Annotated in this window: 31 protein-coding genes and 1 tRNA gene; 11 read left to right on the top strand and 21 right to left on the bottom strand. The window is 67.6% G+C overall.

Annotated elements, in window-relative coordinates; genetic code table 11:
• Nucleotides 1-45 precede the first annotated feature (45 nt).
• From D5S18_RS18505 to D5S18_RS18445, 13 genes are all read right to left on the bottom strand, one after another.
• Nucleotides 46-795 carry a hypothetical protein gene (locus tag D5S18_RS18505; RefSeq protein ID WP_120042311.1) on the bottom strand — a complete coding sequence of 250 codons (750 nt, stop codon included), beginning with the start codon at nt 793-795 and terminating at the stop codon, nt 46-48.
• Nucleotides 792-1,073, bottom strand: a complete 282-nt coding sequence (locus D5S18_RS18500; RefSeq protein ID WP_120042310.1) for a hypothetical protein — start codon at nt 1,071-1,073, stop codon at nt 792-794. The genes D5S18_RS18505 and D5S18_RS18500 overlap by 4 nt, the downstream gene beginning before the upstream one ends.
• Nucleotides 1,070-2,089 (bottom strand): hypothetical protein, encoded by a 1,020-nt coding sequence (locus D5S18_RS18495; protein ID WP_120042309.1) that lies wholly within the window; start codon nt 2,087-2,089, stop codon nt 1,070-1,072. Before D5S18_RS18495 ends, D5S18_RS18500 begins: the two co-directional genes overlap by 4 nt.
• Complete coding sequence (locus D5S18_RS18490) at nt 2,086-2,928, bottom strand: hypothetical protein (RefSeq protein ID WP_120042308.1); 843 nt, start codon at nt 2,926-2,928, stop codon at nt 2,086-2,088. Before D5S18_RS18490 ends, D5S18_RS18495 begins: the two co-directional genes overlap by 4 nt.
• Complete coding sequence (locus tag D5S18_RS18485; RefSeq protein WP_147403995.1) at nt 2,925-3,386, bottom strand: hypothetical protein; 462 nt, start codon at nt 3,384-3,386, stop codon at nt 2,925-2,927. The genes D5S18_RS18490 and D5S18_RS18485 overlap by 4 nt, the downstream gene beginning before the upstream one ends.
• A complete protein-coding gene (locus D5S18_RS18480; RefSeq protein WP_120042306.1) occupies nt 3,383-3,664 on the bottom strand; it encodes a hypothetical protein in 282 nt (93 codons plus the stop codon). The genes D5S18_RS18485 and D5S18_RS18480 overlap by 4 nt, the downstream gene beginning before the upstream one ends.
• On the bottom strand, nt 3,661-3,870 hold the full coding sequence (locus tag D5S18_RS18475; protein WP_120042305.1) for a hypothetical protein: 210 nt from the start codon (nt 3,868-3,870) through the stop codon (nt 3,661-3,663). The genes D5S18_RS18480 and D5S18_RS18475 overlap by 4 nt, the downstream gene beginning before the upstream one ends.
• Complete coding sequence (locus tag D5S18_RS18470; RefSeq protein WP_120042304.1) at nt 3,867-4,109, bottom strand: hypothetical protein; 243 nt, start codon at nt 4,107-4,109, stop codon at nt 3,867-3,869. Before D5S18_RS18470 ends, D5S18_RS18475 begins: the two co-directional genes overlap by 4 nt.
• Complete coding sequence (locus D5S18_RS18465) at nt 4,102-4,656, bottom strand: hypothetical protein (RefSeq protein ID WP_120042303.1); 555 nt, start codon at nt 4,654-4,656, stop codon at nt 4,102-4,104. The genes D5S18_RS18470 and D5S18_RS18465 overlap by 8 nt, the downstream gene beginning before the upstream one ends.
• A gap of 169 nt (nt 4,657-4,825) precedes the next feature.
• On the bottom strand, nt 4,826-5,182 hold the full coding sequence (locus tag D5S18_RS18460; protein WP_147403994.1) for a hypothetical protein: 357 nt from the start codon (nt 5,180-5,182) through the stop codon (nt 4,826-4,828).
• Between the two features lie 33 nt (nt 5,183-5,215).
• A complete protein-coding gene (locus D5S18_RS18455; protein WP_120042301.1) occupies nt 5,216-5,464 on the bottom strand; it encodes a hypothetical protein in 249 nt (82 codons plus the stop codon).
• A 137-nt stretch (nt 5,465-5,601) separates the two neighbouring features.
• On the bottom strand, nt 5,602-5,928 hold the full coding sequence (locus D5S18_RS18450) for a hypothetical protein (protein ID WP_120042300.1): 327 nt from the start codon (nt 5,926-5,928) through the stop codon (nt 5,602-5,604).
• Nucleotides 5,925-6,152: a helix-turn-helix domain-containing protein gene (locus D5S18_RS18445; RefSeq protein ID WP_120042299.1), complete on the bottom strand. Its 228-nt coding sequence runs from the start codon at nt 6,150-6,152 to the stop codon at nt 5,925-5,927. Before D5S18_RS18445 ends, D5S18_RS18450 begins: the two co-directional genes overlap by 4 nt.
• Before the next feature lie 141 nt (nt 6,153-6,293).
• Here D5S18_RS18445 and D5S18_RS18440 point away from each other — a divergent pair, with 141 nt between their 5' ends.
• Nucleotides 6,294-6,572 carry a helix-turn-helix domain-containing protein gene (locus D5S18_RS18440; protein WP_120042298.1) on the top strand — a complete coding sequence of 93 codons (279 nt, stop codon included), beginning with the start codon at nt 6,294-6,296 and terminating at the stop codon, nt 6,570-6,572.
• A gap of 562 nt (nt 6,573-7,134) precedes the next feature.
• Here D5S18_RS18440 and D5S18_RS18435 read toward each other — a convergent pair.
• The 3 genes from D5S18_RS18435 to D5S18_RS18425 form a co-directional block, all read right to left on the bottom strand.
• Nucleotides 7,135-8,508: a tyrosine-type recombinase/integrase gene (locus tag D5S18_RS18435; protein ID WP_147403993.1), complete on the bottom strand. Its 1,374-nt coding sequence runs from the start codon at nt 8,506-8,508 to the stop codon at nt 7,135-7,137.
• Nucleotides 8,509-8,702: 194 nt separating this feature from the next.
• Nucleotides 8,703-8,787 (bottom strand) — tRNA-Leu (locus tag D5S18_RS18430).
• A gap of 196 nt (nt 8,788-8,983) precedes the next feature.
• The gene (locus D5S18_RS18425) at nt 8,984-10,210 is read right to left on the bottom strand and encodes an MFS transporter (RefSeq protein WP_120042296.1); all 1,227 of its coding nucleotides are present in this window, start codon (nt 10,208-10,210) and stop codon (nt 8,984-8,986) included.
• 136 nt (nt 10,211-10,346) lie between these two features.
• Between D5S18_RS18425 and D5S18_RS18420 the strand changes: the two genes are divergently transcribed.
• Nucleotides 10,347-10,697, top strand: a complete 351-nt coding sequence (locus D5S18_RS18420; RefSeq protein WP_239003861.1) for a winged helix-turn-helix transcriptional regulator — start codon at nt 10,347-10,349, stop codon at nt 10,695-10,697.
• A gap of 36 nt (nt 10,698-10,733) precedes the next feature.
• Here D5S18_RS18420 and D5S18_RS18415 read toward each other — a convergent pair whose 3' ends face one another.
• From D5S18_RS18415 to D5S18_RS18405, 3 genes are read right to left on the bottom strand one after another with little or no spacing between them, the layout of a single operon-like run.
• Nucleotides 10,734-12,428 carry a sensor histidine kinase gene (locus D5S18_RS18415; protein ID WP_120042294.1) on the bottom strand — a complete coding sequence of 565 codons (1,695 nt, stop codon included), beginning with the start codon at nt 12,426-12,428 and terminating at the stop codon, nt 10,734-10,736.
• Nucleotides 12,429-12,444: 16 nt separating this feature from the next.
• On the bottom strand, nt 12,445-13,092 hold the full coding sequence (locus D5S18_RS18410) for a response regulator transcription factor (protein WP_120042293.1): 648 nt from the start codon (nt 13,090-13,092) through the stop codon (nt 12,445-12,447).
• Nucleotides 13,089-14,015: a nitroreductase family protein gene (locus tag D5S18_RS18405; protein WP_147403992.1), complete on the bottom strand. Its 927-nt coding sequence runs from the start codon at nt 14,013-14,015 to the stop codon at nt 13,089-13,091. The genes D5S18_RS18410 and D5S18_RS18405 overlap by 4 nt, the downstream gene beginning before the upstream one ends.
• A gap of 223 nt (nt 14,016-14,238) precedes the next feature.
• On the opposite strand from D5S18_RS18405, the gene D5S18_RS18400 reads away from it, so the two are divergent.
• Complete coding sequence (locus D5S18_RS18400) at nt 14,239-14,976, top strand: sigma 54 modulation/S30EA ribosomal C-terminal domain-containing protein (RefSeq protein ID WP_120042291.1); 738 nt, start codon at nt 14,239-14,241, stop codon at nt 14,974-14,976.
• Nucleotides 14,977-14,999: 23 nt separating this feature from the next.
• On the opposite strand, the gene D5S18_RS18395 is transcribed toward D5S18_RS18400, so the two are convergent.
• Together D5S18_RS18395 and D5S18_RS18390 are read right to left on the bottom strand one after the other, a co-directional pair.
• Nucleotides 15,000-15,983: an Acg family FMN-binding oxidoreductase gene (locus D5S18_RS18395; RefSeq protein ID WP_120042290.1), complete on the bottom strand. Its 984-nt coding sequence runs from the start codon at nt 15,981-15,983 to the stop codon at nt 15,000-15,002.
• Nucleotides 15,984-16,105: 122 nt separating this feature from the next.
• Complete coding sequence (locus D5S18_RS18390) at nt 16,106-16,495, bottom strand: DUF5360 family protein (protein ID WP_120042289.1); 390 nt, start codon at nt 16,493-16,495, stop codon at nt 16,106-16,108.
• A gap of 42 nt (nt 16,496-16,537) precedes the next feature.
• Here D5S18_RS18390 and D5S18_RS18385 point away from each other — a divergent pair, with 42 nt between their 5' ends.
• The 8 genes from D5S18_RS18385 to D5S18_RS18350 all read left to right on the top strand — a co-directional run bounded on the left by D5S18_RS18385 (nt 16,538) and on the right by D5S18_RS18350 (nt 24,047).
• Nucleotides 16,538-17,122, top strand: coding sequence for a TetR/AcrR family transcriptional regulator (locus tag D5S18_RS18385; protein ID WP_120042288.1), 585 nt, complete (start codon nt 16,538-16,540; stop codon nt 17,120-17,122).
• 174 nt (nt 17,123-17,296) lie between these two features.
• Nucleotides 17,297-18,838: an ABC transporter substrate-binding protein gene (locus D5S18_RS18380; protein ID WP_120042287.1), complete on the top strand. Its 1,542-nt coding sequence runs from the start codon at nt 17,297-17,299 to the stop codon at nt 18,836-18,838.
• Between the two features lie 3 nt (nt 18,839-18,841).
• The gene (locus D5S18_RS18375; RefSeq protein WP_120042286.1) at nt 18,842-19,804 is read left to right on the top strand and encodes an ABC transporter permease; all 963 of its coding nucleotides are present in this window, start codon (nt 18,842-18,844) and stop codon (nt 19,802-19,804) included.
• Nucleotides 19,801-20,619, top strand: a complete 819-nt coding sequence (locus tag D5S18_RS18370; RefSeq protein WP_120042285.1) for an ABC transporter permease — start codon at nt 19,801-19,803, stop codon at nt 20,617-20,619. Before D5S18_RS18375 ends, D5S18_RS18370 begins: the two co-directional genes overlap by 4 nt.
• The gene (locus D5S18_RS18365; protein WP_120042284.1) at nt 20,616-21,407 is read left to right on the top strand and encodes an ATP-binding cassette domain-containing protein; all 792 of its coding nucleotides are present in this window, start codon (nt 20,616-20,618) and stop codon (nt 21,405-21,407) included. Before D5S18_RS18370 ends, D5S18_RS18365 begins: the two co-directional genes overlap by 4 nt.
• On the top strand, nt 21,404-22,165 hold the full coding sequence (locus tag D5S18_RS18360; RefSeq protein WP_120042283.1) for an ABC transporter ATP-binding protein: 762 nt from the start codon (nt 21,404-21,406) through the stop codon (nt 22,163-22,165). Before D5S18_RS18365 ends, D5S18_RS18360 begins: the two co-directional genes overlap by 4 nt.
• A gap of 231 nt (nt 22,166-22,396) precedes the next feature.
• Nucleotides 22,397-22,861, top strand: coding sequence for an SRPBCC family protein (locus tag D5S18_RS18355; RefSeq protein WP_120042282.1), 465 nt, complete (start codon nt 22,397-22,399; stop codon nt 22,859-22,861).
• A 208-nt stretch (nt 22,862-23,069) separates the two neighbouring features.
• Nucleotides 23,070-24,047, top strand: coding sequence for an Rpn family recombination-promoting nuclease/putative transposase (locus D5S18_RS18350; protein ID WP_120042281.1), 978 nt, complete (start codon nt 23,070-23,072; stop codon nt 24,045-24,047).
• Nucleotides 24,048-24,114 lie beyond the last annotated feature (67 nt).

The following is a 24,114-nucleotide window of genomic DNA, read 5'->3' as shown; positions in this document are numbered from 1 at the left end:
CAGGCCGCCCGGAGTGGGCGGCCTGCTCGTATTCCTCGAACGAATTCACCCCTGGTCTCCGGATATGGTTGCGCCAGCGACAATTTCGGGCAGACGCGCTGTCCAACGCTCGGCGTGCTCGCGCGACCTGTCCTTGTCCTCGTCGATCTGCGGTTGCGAGACCATCGCGCCGAGGAACGACTCACCGCACCGGATCAGGATCGTGTTCGACCCATGCGGGAGACCTTGGCGGGGCTCGATCGTCAGCCGCTCGCCATAGGCTCTCGCGGCCTCCTTCCAGCGGGCGAGATGGTCGCCGCTGACCGTCATGTCGGCGAGGTCGCCAAGCATGACGGGCTGCCCGAAATGGGCACGTGCGATCAACTCGGGCACCACGTTCAGCGCGTCCTCGGTGGCGAGTCGTGGGAACAGGTACTCGCGGCCGACGCCGATATCGAGCCCCGAGCAGTCGGTCGCGGTGACCTGTTCCGCGCCGATCGCCAGGCGCAACAGGTATTGCGGGCCGTCGGCGCTGGAATCCTTGCCGGGCACCTGGAAGATCGACAACAACTTGGCGACGTCATCGCGCAGCAGTTCGACGATTTCGACGGGCTCGCCGTTGTGACTCCAGACCGAGACATCGGCGAGCGCGGCGGTGAACCGGTCGGTCGCGGACACCGTGACGTGCTCGGGGCCGATCGTGAGCCGAATGCGGTTGATCTCGGCAAAGTCCTTGTCACTGCTGGCGTGTGCCTTCACCGCGGTGAGGGCCTGGCGCAGGTCGGCGGTGCCGACCGTGATCGTTGTCGTGGTCATTCCGACCGTCCTTCGGGATTGTCGGCGAGCCCGAGCACCGCGCGCACGGTGTCGCGGGCCTGCCGGTACTCGTTGTCGCCCTCGATGACTCGCGCCTCGTAGGCCGCGATGGTGTTCGCCATGCGCTGCTCGGCGAGCAGTTCGCCGAGACGGGCCTCGATCGCGAGAAGGGCGTGCGCTGTGGCCTCACTCGCGCCGGTGAGGGTTTCCGCGCCGACGTCGGCAGCGGGCAGTCGACGAAGGGCGCGTACGGCGTCCGCGCGGTGGTCGGTGCTCACTGCTGCTCACCGCCTTCGAGCCGCGGCATGGGCTCGTCCCCGAGCGCGACCGCCTCGGCGACCGAATCGGGCTCGACCGGCCGCTCGAGGTAGTCGATCAACTGCCTCGCCTCGACCTTGGTCAGATCCTTGGAGCTAGCGAGGCTGCGGCCGAATTCCCCGCTGAGGTAGTCCAGTTTCGCGGCGCGGTCCTTGAGCCCCTCCTTCTCGAGCAGGATGTTCAGCTTCTGTACCTGTGCCGTCGTCGCCATCGGCTCAGCGGCCGGTGCGGGCTCGGTGGTCGGTTCGTCGCCGGGAAGGGGTGGCGCGTCGACCGGAGTGTGATCTGGTTCGGCCTCGGGTGCCGGCGGTCTCGGTGCGGCCGAGCGGCGCGGCTTGCGGGCGCGCTGAATGGTTCCCGGCTCGGGAACCTCGTCGGTGTCGACGCGCTGCGACGGGACGCGCACCGCTGCGGTGGGCTCCTCGTCCATGAGATCCTCGGCAATTGCCGCGCCGGACAGCACGTCCGGGAACACACGCTTGCAAAGTCGCGAGGTAGCACGGGCGAACAGCTTGTCTTCCGGGTACCCGCCGAGGTCGATCTTCGCCGCCTTGGCCTGCTGCGCGGTGAAGCTCGCGCGCACCCATTCCTCGGTTCCGGCGCGGCGGCCCTCGACGACGGCGCGGGTGTCGCTCGTTTCGATCGGGCGGAATTCGTGGCCTGCCTGCAAGATTCGCCGTCGCATGAACTCGGCGTAGAACCCGATGCGGCCGTGAACACTGAAGATGTTGCCGAGTGCGTCGAGCGGGTCGATGTCCAGCTCGTAGCCTTTCATCATGGCGGCGGCGACCTGGGCAGGTTTGCCCTTCATGGTGGTCGGGACGAAGTCCGTGCCCGCGAGGATCTCGGCGGCCTTGGCGGTCTGAAAGAACAAATCGAGCCATTCGCGCGACCGCTCGCCTCGGGTCTGCGTGGTGGTCGCGGCGAGCTGTGTCGCGGTGGCCTCGCCGAAGGCGTAGGGCTGAATCTGGTTCACCTGCTGGTCCTTTCGTACACGATGCGAGCCCGTTCGCCGTTCGGGTCGAGCGGGGTGAGGGGTTCGCCGATGAGATCGCGGGATTCGGCGTCGAACCGGCCGACCTGCTGCACGTACCGGAAGTCGGTGAGCTGCTGCTCGCCCGCAGTGACCGGGACGAGCGAGTACCCGTCGGCGCGGACGTGCACGACGCCGGTCGCCTGCACGGGCAACATGGGCTCCTCGATGCCCAGCGGGCCGTGCATCTCGGGTGTGGTGGTATCGATGTAGATGTCGGCGTACCGGTAGGCCGCGAGCTGTAGCGCGGTCTCGCCGAACACACCGGACCGGGTAGTCTTGATATCGAGCAACCAACGCACGACCTGTCCATCCGGCATGGTCAGGTCCGCGATGAGGTCGGCGGTCCCGGCGTACCCGTAGCGGTAGGACGCGACGACGAACTCGACGAGCACCGGCTCGACATCCCACTCATCGAGGAACCGCACGTATGCCTCGACGTGTCCGCGCAGTTCGGTCGGCACGGGGATACGCTCGCCACGCACGAGATGCTCGGCGAGCGCGTGAACCTCCGTGCCGCGCTTGGCGGCGGCGTCGCGGTCCTCGTAGCGGGCCTTCTTCAACTTGGCCAGCCGGGCGGCTACGGGCATATCGCCCAGCTCATCCCAGTTGTTCACCGCGGCGTCGGCGGTGGCGTTCGCGGCCCAGTCGATGAGCGCTTTCTTCGGCAACCCATTGCCGAGAATCGTTGTCACGCCGGGCATTCGGGCACCGGTGCCGTCGACGTAGTAGTGATTTCGCCCTGCGGCCTTGCGCCGGATCGGCGGTACGAACGTGGTCACGCGGTCACCGCCTCGACGGCGTCGACCGGAACGGCGACCGCGCGGCGGCTGCCCGGCATGTGTAGCAGCCAGCCGAGGCCGTCACCGGAGGGCGTCGCCGACATCTCGGCACCCTGCGCGATGACGCCGAGGGGAGTCTCGATGTCACGAACAGCGACGACGTTCTGCCGCCCGGTGATCGGCCTTCGCCGAGTGCGCTGGTAGCACGAACCGCACATGCCGTCACTTGCCCGACGGGCGTGGCCGACGCAGTCGACATTGCTCATGGGGCGCAGGCACTTCCGACACTGCGCCGCGACTCGCCCGGCCGATGCCTTGTCGACGAGGCCGAGCATCGCGAGCAGCTCGGCCGCGTCGGCGGCGTCGGTCGCGTGGCCGCACACCGCCAGCGCCGCCGCTCGCCGATCGGCCTCGGTCAGTTCGGCGAGGTCGCCGAGCTGATCCATCCCCTGTATCACGCCGCCCCCCACCGGTAGTCGCGGTCGCGGTCGCGGGCACGGTCCCACTCGGCACCCCAATCGGGCTCGTCGAGCTCGGGCAGCTCGACCTCGTCGTCGAGGATGTCGGCGTATTTCTCGGCGAGGTCCACGTCGGGGTCGTCGCCCTCGTCTACGGAGGCCGCGGCGCGGGCGGCCTCGAGGCAGTCGGATATCACTGTGCCGACGCCGAGCAGCAGCACAGCGGCGAGCACACCGCCCACGACGGCGGCCTCCACCACGTGCGCGAGCGGGCTCACCCTGCCACCGCCCACGGACGGACGCCGGAACGGCGCGTGCGGGTCCGCTTGCCGGTCGCCCGCCGCGCGGCGAGCTCGGCCTCGAGACGGTGAATGCGGTCCCGGTAGTTCTCGGCCGCAGCGGCGGCGCCCGTCGTGACGACCGCTATCGCTGCGGTCAGGCGGGCGACCTCGGCGGCGTGTCGGGCGCAGGCATGGCAGGTCACTTGGCCCCGTTCGCGATGGCGAGACGGATCACGGCTTCGGCGAGCAGTAGCGGCAATGTCTCTGGGGGATATTGGGTCTGGATATATCCGACGAGGATCGTCGTGTGCCGCTGCGAGGTGATCTCATTGCCGCACGTGCACAGCGCGTGCCCCATCGCGAGGGCATCGACGAGACCGTCGATGGCGTCACGGATGCGGGCATGCGCCTGATCGAATTCAGCGCTGGTCTTCTCATACATCGAGCGCTCCTGCTGTGTGTGCGTGGGCGAGGTCGATTCGCGCTCTCAGGCGGGCGATTTCCTCGACGTGCCGCTGCCGCTCCTGCTCGGCGGCTACCGACCGCAGCACGGCGAGCGCGAGCTGCTGGGCGAGCGCTTCGGGCATGGTGTTGTGCAGGCTCTCGGCCAGCCAGCCCCAATGCGCGAGTGGCTCAGCGTCGGCGTGGGTTTGCGCCCAGACCTCGAGCGCGTCGAGCGCATCGGATGCTTCGGCGCGTCGTTTTGTGGCCCGCGCGAGCACATCGGCGGGCGGAGCACCGAGTGGCACAAGGGTGGTCGCCACGCCGACGCGGCCGAAACACCCGCAAGGGTCTCGGCGGTCGACCATCCCGCGGTTGATGCCACCGACAAAACTTGTGTAGCCCAGCGAGCGCAGATGCGTGCTCGCCGCGCCACTGTGGGCGTCGCAGACAGTGATATAGCCGACGAGGTCGCCATACAGCGAGTCCCCCGCAGCGGTGTATGCCTCGACCACCCGCACGGCAGGGCGCACGCAGAACTCGGTCACCGTGCATCACCCATCTCAAGAAGGTGGGCGACTGTATGGTTGAGGAGCTGCTCGTACCCTCCGGTCAGGTGCGGGTACTGGGATCCGCTGTACCGGACCTCGGCGGCAGCTGCCCGCGCTCGGCAGCCTTCCGCCATCTCCTCGAGCCACGCGGCGAGTTCAACAGGAGTCATCGCGCACCACCCATCCGCAGCGCGTAATCGAGGTCGTGCATGGGTCGCCCACCGTCGATCTCGAGCAGGCCGAACAATTCGCGCTGCGAAAGCGGCAGTGTCGGTGCCGGGTCGATGTTCGCCGGTGGGGCCGTCGGGACAATCGCCCCATTGCAGACGACGATCGCGTTGCGGATGGTGTCGGCCGAGCGCTGCCACGTGGTCGCCGAGGTGCCGCGCCGGGCGGCACGGGCCGCGCGTTCGGCGGTGAGCACGGCGGCGATGGCCGCGACAGTGACGGCGTTCGTCACGTCGAGCGCGTGCTTGGGTCGACGACCGTGTGTGCGGTCGACGTCAGGGACAAGCCACTGCATCGGTAGCATCTCCTTGGTTCTCTGGAACGGGAATCACCAGCCCCGGCCGAGTCGCATTCGGTCGGGGCGTCTTTCGGACGTGGGTGGGCACAGCACGGCGACGGCCGCGTGCGCGATTTCTCGGATGTGTCGTGGGGCGAGGCTGCGGCCGGATACCCAGCCCGAGGCGTCGATCGCCTCATACAGCCGGTGCCAGATATCGGCGTTGACGCCGGGCGCGCCGTCGACGCGGAGCGAGTGCGCACGTTCGGCGGCCTGCTCGTAGACCTCGACCCAGCCCATTTCCGGGGTCTCCTGTCTGTCGGTTCGGTTGGTGAGTGCGGGGCCGACCGTGTACGGGTGTGAGGGGGTGCACCCGGCGGTCCGTCGGTCGGTCCCGCAAACCCTGTGGCGGCGTTCGGCGAGCCACCGCAGGGAAGTCAGGCCGCGTTGGCGGCGGTTCGGCGAGCCATGCGGCGGGCGGTGCGCGGGCTCAGCCCGGCGTTCGAGGCGGGTTCAGTGGGGGAGTTCGATTCAATGGCCGGACGGCGTTCGGCGAGCTTTGCGAGCTTGGCCTGCCCGGCCTCGCGCATCTGCTTGACGAGCACGGCCATGTCGGACTCGGTCATCACCCAGGACTGCCCTGCGAGGACGGCGGGGGTTTCGCCGCTCGTGATACGGCGCGAGAGCCAGTCGACCGACGGCGCGTTCGTGATCTCGCAAACCTCTGCGAGGGTGAACGTTTTGAACTCGAGTACGGCGCTCACGCGGCAGCCTCCACCCCGGCCAACAGCTCCGACGGCGTTGTGCCGAGCGCGGCGGCGATGCGCATGAGCTGGCTGACCCTCGGTTCGCGCCGGCCGCGCTCAAACCGGCTGATGGTTTGCGGGGCGAGCGTCGACAGCGTCGCTAGCTGCTCCTGGGTGATCCCCCGGCGCGCGCGGGCGACACGGAGAGTTGCCGCTATCCGCCCTGCATTGTCGCTATCCATAGTGGAGGACGATACACCCAATTAGGTGTTCGTCAACTCCGATTAGGTGACTGCTTGCTGGCGTGGTGTGGACATGTCGAATCGAGGCCATATGGGCCGCCAGAGTTGCTTGGACACCCAATTGGGGGCGACAATCACCCAATGAGCAAAGATGGTGACCACGAAGCGGGCCGCCCCAAGTACGACGACCCCGAGAATCGGGCGCTCGCTGGACATCTGCGCGCCGAGCGTGCCCGCAAGGGCCTCAAACAGTCCGAGCTCGCCAAGCGGGCGGGGCTGAGTGTCAACACAATCTCCCGCCTCGAGACACAGGAGCGGGAGATGTCAGTGACGCAGGTGCTCGCGATCGCTCGCGGGCTCGGCGTCTCTGCCAGTGATTTCGTCGACGCCGCACAGAAGGGTGTTGGCGGCGGGGAGTAGCCGACTCGCCCGCACGCCTAGGCGATTGGCGAGCCTTATTAGAGCCGCCACGCTGGTTGATGCGGTTACGTCGTGTCGATCTGTCATCTGCCCCATACCGCGCCCTTGATCGCTCGTTGCCTGTCGCAGGCCGCGAGCACCCCGACTTGCTCGCTCGAACACATGTTCGATACCACCGGGCGGCGTGTGCCGTGCGTCGTGTGTGGTGTCCCCCGCCCGAATCGTAGGACCACTCGGTAACGTGATCGTAACTACAATTATCGAGACCGGTATGCCCTATGCTCAATTTGCCGAAATTGTTATCTTTTAAAGCGTTTGAACCGCGTTTGCGCAGAAAGACCTAGGTCGCGCAATGCCTTGCGCGGCCTAGGTTTTCGGGTCTTGTCTCTATCTGGTTAACCGTGCGTGGCGCTTGGCGAGCGTGTGCGCGTTGCGTGCGCAAGCGATTTCGGTATCGGCCACAGTAGTGACCGCGGCGACCGCGCGGTCACACTCGCGCCGAATACACGAGACCGTCTCGGCCGCTTCGGTTCTCGCCTCGGCTGCCTCTTCGACAGCTAGGTCACGCGGCGGCGAGCAGGTCGCCGGCCTCGTGCTCGGCTACGTGGTCGACCGCCTCGTCGTACTTGATGAACACGGTCGATCGCACGAGCCCGTGCTCGTCCATCCAGACGGCTTCGAATCCGCCTGCGACGCGCTCGATCTCGCCGAGTTGCCCGAGTCGCACGAGTCGTCGTCGCCGTGCCTGTTCCAGGTCGAGGATGTGAGCACGCAGCCGCGGAAGCCTGCCCGCGATGGCCTCGGCACTGGCCGCGCTCGCCGCGGCGGAGATGTGCCCGTATCGTGCGTCGGTGATCGCGATCGATGAGTGTCCGGCGTCGCGGCTGACGACCCAGATCGGTTCACCGTCCTGCAGGCGCCAGCTGATGCCGGTGTGGCGGCTGGTGTAGGGGGTGAGTTTCTTGGCGGCCATGCGTTTGGCGAGGTGCCCGAACCGTTGCCGCAGAACGTCATAGGGCAAACCCTCCCACCCCTTTCGACCGCCGAACGGAGTGGAATCGTCGGCCGCGAGTGCGCGGAGGCGGTCCATCATCGGTGCCCAACCCTCGTCCCAGAACCTGATACTTGTCACCGGGCGACCGGTGTGCCCGACGAACAGGGGCGCGCTCGCGTCGCGGTCGAGATCCAGGCGCGCAACGGTTTCCAGCGGCACGAAGGTCGTGCGGATGCCGCGGGCGGATTTCGGATCGCCGAGCTTGAGTTTGCCGTTGGCCCATTTCCATGCTTTCGTGATCGAGACGGCACCTGTCATACGGTTGATGTCGCCGACGGTGAGTGCGCCCTGCTCGCCCGGTCGCGCCATCGACATCACCCCGAATTCCCACCAGGAGCGCCAGAACGGGGCGAGCAGCTCGTCGACGAGTTCGAACTCGTCCTCACCGAGATGGTCGACCTCGCGCGAAATCCGTTTGGGCAGCTTGGTATCCGCGCAGGGGTTCCATGGGATCAGTGGTGTCGGTCGACGCCGGGCCGCCGCGGCCATCGCCGAGCACAACAGTCCGTGTTTGTTGGCGATGGTCTTCGGTGAGTTGCCGAGTTCGTGCGCGAGCCATTCCACCCACGCGACATCCAGGTCGGGAGTGACCGCGTCGACCGGGAGGTGGTTGCCGTTGAAGAACGGCGTGATCGAGTGGTCGATGATCCGCCGGTATTTACGTTTCGTCTCTTCCTCGACGGATTCGCCGAGCAGCTTTACGTGGCGGTGCAGCCACGGCGTCAACATGGTCACCTCGGGTGCCGCGGCGAGTTGCGCGGCGAGTACGCGCTCGGCCTCGATCGGGCCGACGCGGTCGAGGAGCTTGGCCCATCGGATCGCGGCGGCGGGATCGTCGAAACTCTGGGAGGTCTGCACCGGCTTGTCCCGACCGGGGCGCACGATGCGGTAGCAAACCTGGGAGAAGGTTGTGTCGTCACTGCGGACACGAATACGGGGAGTTGTCTTGCGAGGGCGTGGCATTGCTCGGTCTTTCTGTCAGGCCGAATCCCCTCAGATTCCCTGTTTGTTGACCGCAATGTTGACGCAGAGAGGGCACAATCTTACGGTTATGCCCCTGACCTGCACTTTCGTTGTGTCCGGAGGGGGACTTGAACCCCCACGCCCGATAAAGGGCACTAGCACCTCAAGCTAGCGCGTCTGCCATTCCGCCACCCGGACCGGTGTGTCAGCAACATTATCGGATGACGGTTGTGTGGACCAAATCGCCTGATTACGGGGGGTTTGTTGGTGAGCGGGGGGGGGGGGGGGGGTGGTGGAAGATGATCTTGGTTGGGGTTCGGACGCCGCGAGGGGCCGTTGGATGGGTGGGTGAGGTTCATCACTCACGTCGAGTAGTTGAGTAGTGGGGACCGCGCTAGGGGCGACTCGTGACCGATTCCCGGTGAAGCATTGTGCTGCGGCGCGGAAGCAGCAGTGGACTCGCCAGCACCAGCAGCCCGGCGAGGACGAGGGCTGGGCGGGTTCCGATAAGGGTCGCGATCAGCCCCCAGAGGCCGGTGAGCGCAGCGGTTCCCGCCTTGGTGGTGATCGACCAGGCCGACAGCGCGCGCACCACCCGATCGGCGGGAAGAAGCTCGAGCCGGGTGGTGGCCAGCACCGGATTGAAGACCCCGCAGCAGGTGATCAGCCCGAGTTCGACGACCATTACGAGCAGGAGCCCCACCGCGCCCGGCTGAACGAACGGTAGCCCGATCAACCAGCACGCCCGCAACGCTCCTGCGCCCCGTAGCACCCGCTGCGGACCGAATCGGCCGACGAGTGGTCGGGCGAGTCTGGAGCCGAGGAGTCCGCCGAGGCAGGGTGCGGCGAAGGCGAGGCAGTATTGCCAGGTGGCGAAGCCGAGTTGGGTGAGCATGAGGACGGCCATGAGGGGTGCGGTGGCCATGATGAGCCCGTTGACGAGGCTCGCGTTGAGCAGCAGGGGCCGCAGTGTCGGGTGGGACAGCAGGCAGTGCCAGCCGGTCAGCAGGTCGCGGGTTCGCGGTGTGGTGGTGCGTGGCGGCGGGGAAGGTTCTTGTCCGCCGATGGCGTGCAGGCCGACGGCGGAGAGCAGGAAGCTGATCGCGTTGGCGGTGACGGTGACGACCGGGCCGAAGAGTGCGATGGCCGCGCCGCCGAGTGGGGGGCCGAGCATGGTGGTGGTCCAGGCGGTGGATTCGAAGCGACCGTTGGCGGCGAGGAGGTTCTCTTGGGGGACAAGCATTTTGAGGTAGGAACCGGTTGCGGCGGTGCAGGCGATGTCGGCGGCGGCGGTGAGGACGGACACGATCAGCAACTGGCCGAAGGTGAGCAGGTCGAGGGCATACGCGGCGGGCACGCTGAGCAGGAGAATGAAGCGCAGCAGGTCCATGGCGATCATGGTCGGTCGTTTGCGTCGGAATTCGAGCCACGGTCCGAGCGGCACCGCGAGCGCCGCGCCGACCGCGAGTCCGGCCGCCGCCAATCCGGATACCGCGCCGGGACCGGCGTGCAGCACTTGGATCGCGACGAGCCCGAACGCGTCGAACGCGAGCCAGGTGCCGAGTGCGCTGATTCCGTACGCCGCCCACAACCATTCGAACTGTCGTCCCAGCGATCCCATTGACGGCTCCGTTCAGTCGTTTCGTCGGCCGAATGGAAGCGCACCGATGGTGGCGGATCAAACAACGGTCTGACCGGCGCGCCACAATCAGGTGTTGTGTGGGTAGGTTCGTGGCGGATGAATGGGAGGTCGAGGCGTGGGCGCGAGACGGACCGGACCGTATTTCTGCGGGATCGATGCGGCGATGGATGTGGTTGGGGGGAAATGGAAGTCGCTGATTCTCTGGGAGTTGGCGGAGCGGGGTGTGCGGCGGTTCGGTGAGTTGCGTCGCGGCCTGCCGGGGATCTCGGAGAAGATGCTGATCCAACAGTTGCGCGAATTGGAGGAGGACGGGGTGGTGGCGCGCGAGATCTATCGTGAGGTTCCGCCGCGGGTGGAGTATCGGCTCACCGAGTCGGGTGCGGCGTTGAACGCGGCGCTGGAACCGCTGGGGGCGTGGGGGCGGCGGCGCATTGAGCGGATCGGCGCGGACCGGGTGCATGTGTAGTCGAAACATTCTGTCCCGCATCCACGAATAGCGGGCCTATGGCAGCGGCGCGGACCAACGCAGCAGCGTGCCACCGGTGGGCACGGGCGCGACGGTGCACGAACCGCCCGCACTCTCGGCGCGCGCCCGCAGATTCGCCAGACCGCTGGTGCGGGGCAGGTGGGCGGGCAGCCCGATGCCGTCGTCGGCGACCTCGATGGTGACCTCGTCGTGCACCGCGAGCCGGACGGTGACGGTGCCCGCCTGAGCGTGGCGCACCGCATTGCTGACCGCTTCGCGCAACACCGCCTCCACGTGGTCGGACAGCGGCGGCTCCAGCACCGATACCGGACCGGCCAGGCGGATGGTGGTGCGCAGACCGGCGTCGGCGGTCATCTCGGCGACGATGTCGTGCAGCCGCCTGCGGAAGGTGGGGGTGTCCGCGCCGGTGTTGCTGTGCAGGTCGAAGATCGAGTGCCGGATCTCCTGGGCGATGGATTGCAGGTCGACGATGGTGTCGGCGATGCGTTCGGCGACCTCGGGGGTGTGGGCGCGCTGCGCGGTGCCCTGCAGGGAGAGTCCGACGGCGAACAGCCGCTGGATGACGTGGTCGTGCAGGTCGCGGGCGATGCGGTCGCGGTCGGTGAGTACATCGAGTTCGCGCATGCGGCGCTGGGTCTCGGCCAGTTGCAGGGCCAGTGCGGCTTGGTCGGCGAAGGCGGTGAGCATGGACTGACCCGCCGGATCCAGCGGTGCGGCCCCGACCGGACGCAGGGCCGTCACCACGCCGATCACGGTGCCCGCGGCGCGCAGCGGAAGGATGAGGGCCGGACCGAATTCGGCGTGCTCGCGGTAGTCCGGGAGCGGCCGCGGACGGTCGACGGCGCGGACCCCGGCCCGGCGGAACGCGGTGCCGATATCGGAGTCCTCGATCGGAATCTCCTGTCCGGGCAGGACTTTCGCCCCGAGGCCGGAGGCGGCCGCGACCATCAGAAACTCTTCGTCGCGTGGCAGCGCCAGGAAGACGCTCTCGGACCGGGTGAGCCTGCGGGCGCGATCGGCGATGAGGTCGAGCACCTGATTGGTCGCACCACCGGCGAGCAGTTCGGTGGCGACCTCGTGGGTGGCTTCCAACCATTGCTGACGCACCCGCGACTGTTCGTAGAGGCGGGCGTTGGCGATGGCGATACCGGCCGCGGCCGCCAGGGCCTGCACCACCACCTCGTCGTCCTCGGTGAACTCGCGGCCACCGGATTTCTCGGTCAGATACAGGTTGCCGAACACCTCGTCGCGCACCTTGACCGGGACACCGAGGAAGGTGCTCATCGGCGGATGGTGCGCCGGAAAGCCGACCGAGGCCGGATGGTGCGAAAGGTTGCTCAGCCGAATGGGTTTCGGCTCCGCGATGAGCAGGCCGAGCACCCCGTGACCGCGCGGTAGATCGCCGATGAGCACCCTGGTGCGGTCGTCGATGCCCTCGTAGACGAACTCCGCCAGCTCGGCGCCCGCCTCGCCCCGCACGCCCAGCGCGCCGAATCGGGCCTCGACCAGTTCGATGGCGGTGTGCACGATCGAGCGCAACGTATTGTCCAGATCCAAGCCGGCGGTGACCACCAGCATCGCCTCGATGAGGCGATCCATCTGGTCGCGGACGCCGGAGATCTGTGCGATTCGGTCCTGTACCTCGGCCAGCAGCTCGCGCAGCCGCAACTGGGACAGGGTTTCCAGCACCGGGGACGAATCGGAGGCCATGGCCCGGATTCTCGCATCACTCCCGAAGCGGCGGCACATCGAGCTTCGAGGCGATGAGCGCGGCCTGGGTGCGCCGCTCCACGCCCAGCTTGCTGAGCAGCCGCGAGACATAGTTCTTGACCGTCTTCTCGGCCAGGAACATTCGACTGGCGATCTGACGGTTCGTCAGGCCCTCGCCGAGCAGACCGAGCAGCGTGCGTTCCTGATCGGTGAGTCCGGCCAGCGGGCCGGTCTTGGCGGCGGCCTCCTCGCGGAGCTTGGCCATCAGCGCCGCCGCCGCGCGATTGTCCAGCAGGGAACGGCCCGCCCCGACCTCGCGAATGGCCTCCAACAACTCCAGAGTGCCGATGTCCTTGACCACGTACCCGCTCGCGCCCGCCAGGATGGCGTCGAGCATGGCCTGCTCGTCGGTGAAGGAGGTGAGGATCAGGCAGCGCGGGGCCGGATGGTGATCGAGCAGGTCGCGACACAGTTCGATGCCATTGCCGTCGGGCAGACGCACATCCAGCACCACCACATCGGGCCGCAGCGCCGGAATGCGCGCCAGCGCCTGCGCCACCGTGCCCGCCTCCCCGATGACCTCCAGATCGGATTCCGCGCCGAGCAGATCGGCGACGCCGCGCCGCACGATGGCGTGGTCGTCGACGAGAAATACCGTGATCACCGGGGGATTCCGTTCCGAGCCATGGGCTCAGCGTACGGAGCGTAACGCCCGCGAGGCGCGGCGGTGGTCCCCGGATCGGTGACGGAGGTCCCTTGACAGTCCAGGGCCGCGACGGCGGTCGGCCTGCCGATTCGGATGATCGCCTGCGGGTGGTCGCGGCGGCCGAGGACATGGGTGCGGATTTCGGTACGCAGGGCTTCGTGGGCCATGGGTTCGGTGAGGATTCGGGTGTCGAGGCCGATATTGGTGGCGGTCAACAGGACCGCGCTGAGGGCTTCGCCCGCGTCGAGATGGGCGCGGGGGTCGTCGGTTCGGGTGCCGAGGATCAGGAGTTCGGTGGAATCCGTTGTGGCGTGGTGATTTTCGATGGCAGGGGTCCGCTCGATATCGCGCGGCAGGCCCCCCGGTCGGTTCGACGGTGTCGGGATCGAATGATGGTGCGCGGCAAGCTCTATCGCGGCGACCAGACGATCGCGCGCCGCGTCGGCGGGTCGGTGCACCGTGGCGCCGAGCGTGGCGGCACGCTCGCTGACCAACCCCAGATAGCCCGGCGGGAGGGGGCGCGAGCCGAAGCGATCGTCACCGCCCCTGCGGGATATGGCGCCGTGCAGGGCGAGTTCGCTGCCGGTCGGACGGTGCGGCACCGGTTCGAGCGAGGCCAGGTGCGTGGGGTCGGCCGGGGTCGGGAAGCGATCCACGATCGTCGACCACCCCAGGGCCGCCAAGGAGATTCGCAGATGGTGCATGGCCGCGCCGCACCCGATCACGGCATCGCGATGCATGCACGTCGGATCCAGGTGCAGACGCACCGCGCGGGAATCGACGCGCCAGCGCCACGGCGGACGGTGATACACCGACGGCGCGCGCACCGCGAGATCGAGCGCGGCGGTCAGTGCGCGCCGCTGCGGGAATGCACCGGTCATCCAGATCCTTTCCTCGACTTCCACGGTGCCCGGCGCGCCGCGCGTCCGACAGGGCACCATGTCCCCGATGCGCGGGACTTCCGATGGATTGGGGGCATTCGGTCCCTGCGGGACGGGGACATTCGACCCTGCCCCGCGTTGCGAGCCGGTGGTGATATGGGCGGCGCGCGGTTTCGACTGTGCCGCGCTGTTTCGGCTACCGAGGAAGCGGGGGGACCGTCAGATGAGATCGTCCGGGTCGCAGGCGGATTCGATCAAGCTCACGTTGCGCGGCGCGGTGCCCGACGGCTGGGCGGAGCGGGCGGTGGCCGGACTCGGCGGGGTGCTGTCCAGGCGCGGGATCAGCGGATCGATGCGGGTGCGGATCAGTGCCGCCTCCTGCCTTGGCGGCCCGATTCTGGTGCAGGCCAACGCCACCCGCGGTGCGACGCCGGTGCGGGCGCAGGTCGTCGGCACGCCGGGCACCGCCGCCGGGTTGGCCGCCGACAGGTTGGAACGACAACTGGCGGGCGAGAAGACCGCGCCGCGCCGCTGGCCGGATCCGGCCCGACCCGCGCTGTCCATGCCGACCGAGTCGCGTCCGATCGCCCGCCACAAAGCCTGCGCACTGCTGAACGGGAGCGCGTACGAGGCGATTTCGGCCCTGAACGCCATGGACTACGACGCGCACCTGTTCACCGACGCCGAAACCGGTTTGGACGCCGTTGTCTACCGCGCCGGACCGCTCGGTGTCCGGTTGGCGCGGCAGCTCAGCCTCGGGCCGCCCGCCTCCCGCCTCGCCGGGCTGACCGTGAGTCCGCATCCGGCTGCGCATCTCGGCGAGGACGAGGCCGTCGCCCACCTTTGCCGGTACGGGCTGCCCTTCCTCTTCTTCAGCGATCCCGCCGATCGACGCGGTCGTCTGCTGTATCGGCGCTACGACGGCGACCTCACCCTGGTGGCGCCGCGCCTGGATTCCTGATTCGCCGAGGGGGCGATCGCGGGTCAGCCCATGGGCGCCACGACCTCGGCGAGGGGGCGGCGCGGTGTGGGCGGGATGGGCGGCGAACTCGTGGCGGCCCAGCCGATTCGGATGATCATCTGGGGAAATCCGCTGTCGGGGAGGATATCCTCGGCGACCAATTCGCGGGTGCCGGGCAGTTCGAGTGGTTCGGTGAGGGGACAGGTGGCCAGGCCGAGGGCGGTGGCCCTCAGCAGGACCGCGCTGGCCGCCTCGCCCGCGCGCAGGCGCGAGAGGTGGTCGTCGGCGGTGGTGTGCACGAGCAGCAGGGCGCCGTGGTCGGCCAGATCGCACAGGGGTGGTTCGGACATGGTGTGGGCGCGGAATTCCCGTGTCATCGGGTCGGCGGGTGCGACGGCGTTGCGGGCGGGGACGCCGTCGGTCGCTGCGTGGCGCCCGCTCCACGCGATGAGTTCCGAGCGGTAGCCTGCGTCGGCGGCGTGCGCGCGCGCCGCGGCGGTGCAGGCCTCGACCAGCCGGATGCGCGTTGGGCCGCCCGGAATCTCGGTGATGAACGCGCCTTCGGCGCAGCCCGCGGCGATCATCGCGCGCAGGTGCGCGGCCGGAACCTCCCACGAGGTCACCCGCCTGCGGTCGGTGCGACGGTGAGCGATCGCCTTTGCCAGTGTGATCACCTCCGATGTCGGTGTAGCGGCGGAGAATTCGATTCCGGCCAGATGCTCGGGTTCGGCCGGGTTCGGCAGGCGCCGCACCTTCGTTCGCCAGCCGAGCGATTCGGCGGCGATCCGCAGATGGTGCAGGGCCGCATCGCAACTGAGCAGCATCTCGCGGCCGTCGGGATCGGTCATCGGCAGGTAGCGGTCGGGATCGCCGTACAGGTGCACCGTCGGACCGCCGACCCGCCACTGCCACGGCTGGGTATTGTGCAGCGACGGTGCTCGCACGGCGAGTCCCAGCGCGGCTCTGACGGTGTCGGAATCGGGGTGGTTCCCGGCAATGGTCCTCATACCGGCTACATTTCGCCGGCGCGCCCGCCGTCGGCAGGGTAGTTCGACCTCGAAATGACTACCTTGGTCGCCGATATTCCCTTGTGTCGCAAGACAATCAGCTCGGCGCGCGAACACTTCGACTACACGGTCATCCGGACCCGATCGGTGGACGTGTCGCGGAACGCGACGATCAGCGCGAGGATCGGGAAACTCAGCAACCACAGGTTCGGGATCCACCACAGCGGGCTGAACTCGCCGCGAATCACGTAGAAGTTCAACGCCATCAGCCCGGCCGCCGAGGTGAGCGGCAGCGCCACGACCAGCAGCGGTAGCGCGATCGCCCGCCCCTTCAGTGCGAGTCCGGCCAGTCCGAGCCCGATGGCGGCCAGATCGAGTCCGAGGAATGACCAGTTCCACTGTCGCAGAAAGGGATCGGGTCCGACGCCGATGACGCCGAACGCGGTCGCGATCCAGTAGGCGAGGAAGCCGAGGTCGGTGACCAGCATGGTGCGCTTGATCGACTTTTTCATAACCACGGTTACGTAATATCCGTGAGGTAAAGTCTCGTGTCAATGCCGAGAATCGTGGATCACGAACAGCGCCGCCGAGCCATCAGCGCCGCGGCCTGCCGGGTCATCGCCGCCTCGGGCGTCGCCAACACCACCGTGCGCGATATCGCCGCCGAGGCGGGCTGCACCACCGGGATGGTCGTGCACTACTTCGCCGGGAAGCGCGAGGTGCTGCGGGCCGCACTGGCGGCCGCGAGTTCCACTGTCGCGGAACGCGTCGCGGCGGGCATCTCGCAGACCACGGATCTCTATGCGCTGCTGGGTCATTTCCTGCCGCTGGACCGAACACGCACCGAGGAGTGGCGGGTCTGGATCGCCTTCCGCGACTCCGCCCTTCAGGACGAGGAATTGGCGCGCGATCACCGCGAGCGGTATCGCGCCTGGCACGAGGGGGTGCGGCTGGTGTTGATCACGGCGGGCCACCGCGCCGGACCCGCACTCGACGAGGTTGCCGAGGCCCTGATGGTGGTGATCGACGGTATCGGCATCCAGGCCGTCTTCGACCCCGAAAGATTCACTCCCGAGCGACAATTGGCGCTGCTGCGCCGCCAGGCCGAATGCCTGCTGGCCGAGTTGGACCCCGCGTAGCGAACCCTTCCGTGTGAAAATGATCATTCGGATCTTCGGTGCGTTTAATGGTTGACACTCCTACCGGGCGAAAGTAGCTTGACCTTTGCTCTACCGCCCGACTGTGGTTCGCGCCGTACTCGTCGCCGGTATCGGCCTCGCGTCCATAACAGGGTTTGCCTAGATTCGGGTCCGATGCTTGCCACGGGTGTGCTCGCCGCTCGAAATCAGGAGAACGCCTTGCGCACGCCCCGCCGCCCCGTCCTGCTCGCTCTCGGCCTGGCCGCCGCCGTGGCCTTGGCGGGCTGCGCGAATGGGGCCTCCTCGGCGGGTGGCGCGGACGCCGTCATCACCGTCGGCTCACAGAACGAACCGGTGAACCTGGACAACACCGCGGGCAGCGGCAGCGGCGTCACCGAGGCGTTCAACGGCAATGTCTACCAAGGTCTTTTCAAACTCACCGACGACGGCAAGGTCGAACCCCTGCTCGCCACCAAGTACGCGACCAGCGAGGACGGCCTGACCTACACCTTCACCCTGCGCGACGGCGTCAAATTCCACTCGGGCGCCGAATTCACCAGCGCCGATGTCAAACGCAGCCTCGAGCGGGTCACCGCCGCGGAATCCAAATCCGCACGCAAATCCCAGCTTTCGGTGATCTCGGCCATCGAAACTCCCGACCCGCACACCGTCGTGGTCAAACTGAGGACCCGCTCCATCTCCTTGCCTTACTACCTGAGCTACGTCTGGATGTACGGGCCGGGCGTGCAGGACTACCGCACCGCTGCCGATGGCACCGGCCCCTACACCCTGGGCGCGTGGAAGCGCGGCAGTTCACTGAGCATCGAACGCTGGAGCGGATACTGGGGTGAACAAGCCAAGAACAAGGAAGTGGTGTTCGACTACTTCACCGACGCCTCCGCGCTTTCGAACGCGCTGCTGACCAACAAGGTCGACATCATCACGAATATCCAGAGCCCAGACGCGCTCTCGCGCCTCAAAGCCAACAAGGATTACACGATCAACGAGGGCAAGTCGACGGTCAAGGAACTGCTCGCCTTCAACGATCGCGTCGCACCGTTCGACAAGCCCGAAGTGCGCAAGGCCGTCTACTCCGCCATCGACACCAAGAAGCTGCTCAACTCCATCTGGGGCGAATACGGCACCCTCATCGGTTCGATGGTGCCGCCGAGCGATCCGTGGTACGAGGATCTGACCAAGGTCAACCCGCACGATATCGACCTCGCCAAGCGGGAACTCGCCGCGGCGGGCCTGCCCAACGGCTTCGCCTTCACCCTCGACACCCCGACCTACGATCCGCATCCGGCCGTCGCCGAATTCGTCAAGAGCGAACTCGCCAAAATCGGTGTCACCGTGAATATTCGGCCCATCTCCGCCGACGAGTGGTATTCGAAGGTGTTCAAGGAACACAACTTCGAAGCCACCCTCCAGGAGCACGTCAATGATCGCGACGTCGTCTGGTACGGCAATCCCGACTTCTATTGGGGCTACCGCAATCCGCAGGTCACACAGTGGGTGGAGGAGGCCGAGCAGGCGGCCCGTCCGGAGGATCAGGTGGCGAAGCTGAAGCTCGTCAACGAGCAGATCGCCAAGGACGCGGCGAGCGCCTGGCTCTACCTGACGCCGCAGATCGTGGTCGCCGCGGGCAATCTCGGCGGGTACACGATCAACGGGCTGAATTCCACCTTCTACACCTACAACATCGTCAAGAAGTAACCGATGGCCGCATACCTGTTGCGGCGCACCGCATTCCTGGTGGTGTCGCTGCTGCTCGCCATGGTCGCGATCTTCCTGCTGCTGCGCGTGCTGCCCGGCGATCCCGCCAACGCGCTGCTGTCGGTGCAGGCCACGCCGCAGCAGATCGCGGCGGCGCGGCACCAGGTCGGCAGCGACCAACCGCCGACTCGCCAATTCACCGAATGGTTCGGGCAGCTGGCCACATTCGACCTGGGGCGGTCGTTCATCACCTCGCTGCCCGTCGGTCCCGAGATCGGGACGCGGCTGGTGGTGACGATCCCGCTGACCTTCCTCGCCTTCGCGGTCGCGGCGGCGATGGCGCTGGTCATCGGATTCGTGGCCGCCTGGCGCGCCGACCGCTGGTACGGGGTCGCGCTGTCGGCCTTCTCGCAACTCGGGATCGCCGTCCCGGTGTTCTGGATCGGCATCCTGCTGGTCAGCGTCTTCGCGGTCGACCTGAAATGGTTTCCCTCCGGCGGATTTCCGCGCGACGACTGGGCCGATCCCGGCGCGGCGCTCACCTCGCTGGCGCTGCCGGTGGCCACCGTCGCACTGGTGATGAGCGCCTCGATCGCCCGCTATGTACGCGCCGCGACACTCGATGTGCTCGGCAGCGACTACCTGCGCACCGCGCGTTCATTGGGCGCGAGTTTCGGAGCGGCCCTGTGGCGGCACGGAATACGCAATGGCGCGGTGCCCGTGGTTTCGATGCTCGGCATCGAATTGGCCACCACCTTCCTCGGCGCGGTCGTGGTGGAGAGCGTGTTCACTCTCCCCGGACTGGGCACCATGCTGCTGCGCGCCATCCAGCAGCACGACTACCCGAACATCCAGGGCATCCTGCTCATCAGCACACTGGCAGTGCTCCTCATCGGCTTCGCCGCCGATATCGTGCAGCGGCTCATCGATCCCCGGCTGCGCCACGGCATTTCGGGGGCGCGATGAAAAGTCGATACTCGCCCGCACTGCTGATCGGGGCGGCGCTGGTCGCGGCGGTGGCGGTGGTCGCGGTGCTCTCACTGCTCTGGCTGCCCTATCCCGCGAGCGACACCTCCGGCGGGCGACTGGAGGGTCCGAGCGGCGCGCACTGGCTCGGCACCGACAAACTCGGCCGCGACCTCACCGCCCAGGTGATGATCGGCGCACGGGTCGCACTCGCCGTCGGCGGCGGCGCGGTCGCCATCGGCGCGCTGATCGGCGTCACGATCGGCGTGCTCGCCGCCTTCGCGGGCGCCTGGCTCGACGACACCCTCTCCGCCTTCCTCGACATCCTCATCGCCTTCCCGACCCTGCTGCTGGCCATGCTCATCGTCGCCGCGCAGGGCGCGAGCCTGGGCACCGCGATCCTCGCCATCGGACTGGCCATGTCGGCGGCTGTCGCGCGACTGACCAGGGTGCTGGCCAAACGAGTATTGGCCCAGCAGTACGTCACCGCCGCGCGCACCTCGGGCACCTCATGGCCGGGTGTGGTGGGAAAGCATGTGCTGCCCAACATTTGGCCGACGCTCGTGGTCAACCTGGCCCTGCAGTTCGGGGTCGCGGTACTGGCCGAGGCGAGCCTGTCGTATCTCGGACTCGGCGCGCCGCCGCCCAACGCCTCATGGGGACGACTGCTCCAGGAGGCGCAGGGGACGGTCGCGACCGCGCCGGTCGGGGCCATCGCGCCGGGTGTCGCGGTGGTGGTCCTGGTGATCGGCGTCAACCTGGTGGCCGACGGTCTGCGCGACCTCGGCGACCCGACCCGGCGGAGGTCGCGATGATCCTCGATATCGCCGGGCTGTCCGTGCACGGTCGCGACGGGACGCCCCTGGTGCACGATGTGTCGCTGACACTGGACGCGGGGGAGCGGGTCGGTCTGATCGGCGAATCCGGTTCGGGTAAATCACTGACCGCCTACGCGGCGACCGGACTGCTTCCCGCCGGACTGTCCGCGCGCGGCAGCGCCCGACTCGACGGTGTGCAGGTTGTCGGGGCGCGCGAGCGCGCCCTGGTGCCGCTGCGCGGTCGCACCGCGGCACTCGTCTTCCAGGAGCCGCTCACCGCACTGGACCCGCTGATGCGGTTGGGTGCGCAGCTCGCCGAACCGCTGCGCCGACACTGGGAACTGCGCGGGACGGCACTGCGCCGGGCCGTACTCGACGCCCTCGAAGAGGTGCGCCTACCCGATCCGCGGCGGGTGGCGCGCGCCTACCCGCACGAGATCTCCGGCGGCCAGCGCCAGCGCGTCGCCCTCGCGATGGCCCTGGCCTGTCGCCCGCGACTGCTCATCGCCGATGAGCCGACCACCGCGCTCGACGTCACCGTGCAGGCCGAAATCCTCGCGCTGCTGGACACTTTGGTGGTCGAGCGCGGGATGGCGCTGCTGTTCGTGAGCCACGATCTGGCCGTGGTCGCCCGAATGACCGAGCGCGCGTTGGTGCTTCGCGGCGGACGGGTCGTCGAATCCGGACCGATCCAGCGGCTGCTCACCGCACCCACCGACCCCTACACCGCGCAGTTGGTGCACAGCGCCCGCGCACTCGACGCCGCTCTGGAGGTGCAGCCGTGACCGCCGTGCTGGAGTTGCGCCACACCGGATTCCGCTACCGTCGCGCGGATTCGGCCGCGCTCGAGGATGTTTCGCTGACCATCGAGGAAGGTAGTGGCGTCGGACTGGTCGGTGAGTCGGGGGCGGGCAAGTCCACGATTCTCTCGCTGCTGCTCGGTCTTTCGAGTCCGACCAGCGGTGCAGTGTGGTTCGACGGTGCGCCACTGAACCGGCGCGACCGGGCCGGGATGCGGGCGTTCCGCCGCAATGTGCAGATGGTCTTCCAGGACCCGTACTCCTCGCTCGATCCGCGGCAACGGGTGGACCGCATTGTCGGCGAACCGCTGTCCTCGCTGCGGTTGGCCACCGGATCGGCCGCGCGCGAGCGGGTCGCCGAAGCGCTGACCGCCGTGGGGTTGCCCGCCGACGCGGCCCTGCGGTATCCGCACGAATTCTCCGGCGGACAGCGGCAGCGCATCGCCATCGCGCGGGCCATCGTGTCCCGGCCCAGGGTGCTGCTCGCCGACGAACCCGTGAGCGCGCTCGACGTCGCCACTCGCATCCAGATCATCGAGCTGCTGCGGGAATTGAGTGTGGCGGGCACCACGGTGGTCATGGTCTCGCACGATCTCGGGGTGGTGGCGTCGCTGTGCGAGCGGACGGTGGTGCTGCGGTCCGGGCGGGTGATCGAGCAGGGGCCGACCCGCACCGTGCTGGGCGCGCCCGCCCACGAATACACCCGGCGGCTGCTGGCGTCGGTGCCGCGCCTGCCCCGCTGACTGGACATGTGACCAAAGTCTCGCCCGACCCGCCCGTATGGGACGGGCGTGCCCGCGATCGGATTTGCTAGAAAGTTTCTGAATGGAATAGAACTCGAGATTCGGGCGTACTGCTCAGCGGCACACCATCATTCGCGGGGTACTGATGGATGCTGAATGATTGCAGAACCTCGAGGGGCGGCCGGTCGGCCGCCCCTCGGGGCGTGACGCCCCGCAGATCGGAGGGGAACATTGACCAGGATCTTCCAGACCCAGTCCCACGCCGCCATCGACGCGCCCGCCGAGGACGTCTTCGCCGCGATCACCGACCCGACCCGCTGGCCGGACTGGCATCCGGCCTCCATCCTGGTCGACCTTCCCGGCCCCGTCGCCGCCACCGGCACCACCTTCCTCGAGGTGGTCGCCCTCGCCGACACCACCGCCCGCCTGCGCTGGCGCACCGACGCCGCCTCCCCGCCCACCATGTGGATGATCAACGCCCGCACCGAATTCGGCGCGGTCGCCGCCACCGTCACCGTCTCGTTCCGGATCGTGCCGCTCGGCAGCGGTGCGATCGAGGTGAAACGGTCGATGGTGACCGCTTTGGCCACCGAGACCGCGCTGCCCCGCGCCCTGCGGGCGTATTTCGGGTCGCCCGAACCGCATGACGCTTACTTGGCCGCCGTCAAGAATCACCTCGAATCGGCCGCGGCCTAATAGGCGCCCCACCGCCGTGGACGCGGCTTTCGATTCCGGATCGGGTCGGAACGGATCGCGTCGCGACCATTTTCGAAGTTCATTCCGGCTCGCCGTACCGCCCGTTTTGGATCCGAAACAGAGCCGTGTAATTTTCAGAGTCAAATAGCCTGTATGCCAAGAGAATTGGATTGGCGTGGCGACGATCTCGGGGTGTACGTTGTGCGGCATGAGTCGGGGGCCGAACATCAACGATCTGTATTTCCGGAAGGTGTTGGAGACGCTTGCGAATGCGGCGTCGGAGTTGCGTGCCGTGCTGCCGAAAGAGCTGGCGGAGCAGCTGGATTGGGATGCGCTGGAGCGCGACTGCCGGAGTCTCATATCCCCGAAACTCAGGGAGCGCGAGAGTGATCTGATCTTCCGGACAAAGCTGGCCGGCCGCTCTACGGTGATCTATATCCTGATCGAGCATCAGTCGCAGCCCGATCCGCTGATGCCGTTCCGGATGCTGGAGTACATGGTGCAGATCTGGAATCGGTGGCTGGCGGATCAACCGAAGACGCCGAAGCCGAAGAAGGTGCCACTGATCATCCCGCTGGTGGTGCACGCGGGTCGCCGCGCGCGGTGGACCGGGCCGACCGAGTTGTTGGATGTGATCGATGCGGACCCGGTCGCGTTGGAGAAGTTCGGTGCCTACCTGCCCCGGTTCCGCTTCCTGCTCGACGACGTCTGTGCCACGAAAGTGGACGCGCTGCGGGAACGTCCATTGACGGTGCCGGTATTCGCCTTGCTCATGCTCCTCACGATGGCACGGCCGAGCCGCAACGCCGAGGTCGAGTTGAACAGCTTGATCGACCACATGCTGGACGCGCCGGAGGGCTCCTTTGACGACGAAGACTTGAAGGCGATGGCCGGGTACATTTTGAATACCGACCTGACCTCGGATGAGATCATCGACACTGCGTTCGCGCGACTGGGTTCCGATGCCAAGGAGATAGTAATGACCATCGCAGACACCCTCAGGGCCGAAGGGCGTGTCCAAGAGCGCGTTGACATGCTGTTGAAGCTGTTGGCGTCGAAGTTCGGCAGGTTGCCGAAGCAGACCATTGTGTCGATCAAAAGTGCGGACGCGGCGAAGCTCGGGACCTGGTTCGATCGCGCGCTCACCGCGAACCACCTCGAAGAGGTGTTGCACACCGGCTCGTAGGTGCCGAGGTGGCCATCGGTAGCTGACCTCGAGACCGACGGAAGGCGAGAGGGCGCGCTGAAGGGTA

The organism is Nocardia panacis (assembly GCF_003598715.1).
GTDB lineage: Bacteria > Actinomycetota > Actinomycetes > Mycobacteriales > Mycobacteriaceae > Nocardia > Nocardia panacis.
Note: the sequence above shows the minus strand (reverse complement) of the source record. Positions and strands in the feature narration are given on the sequence as shown.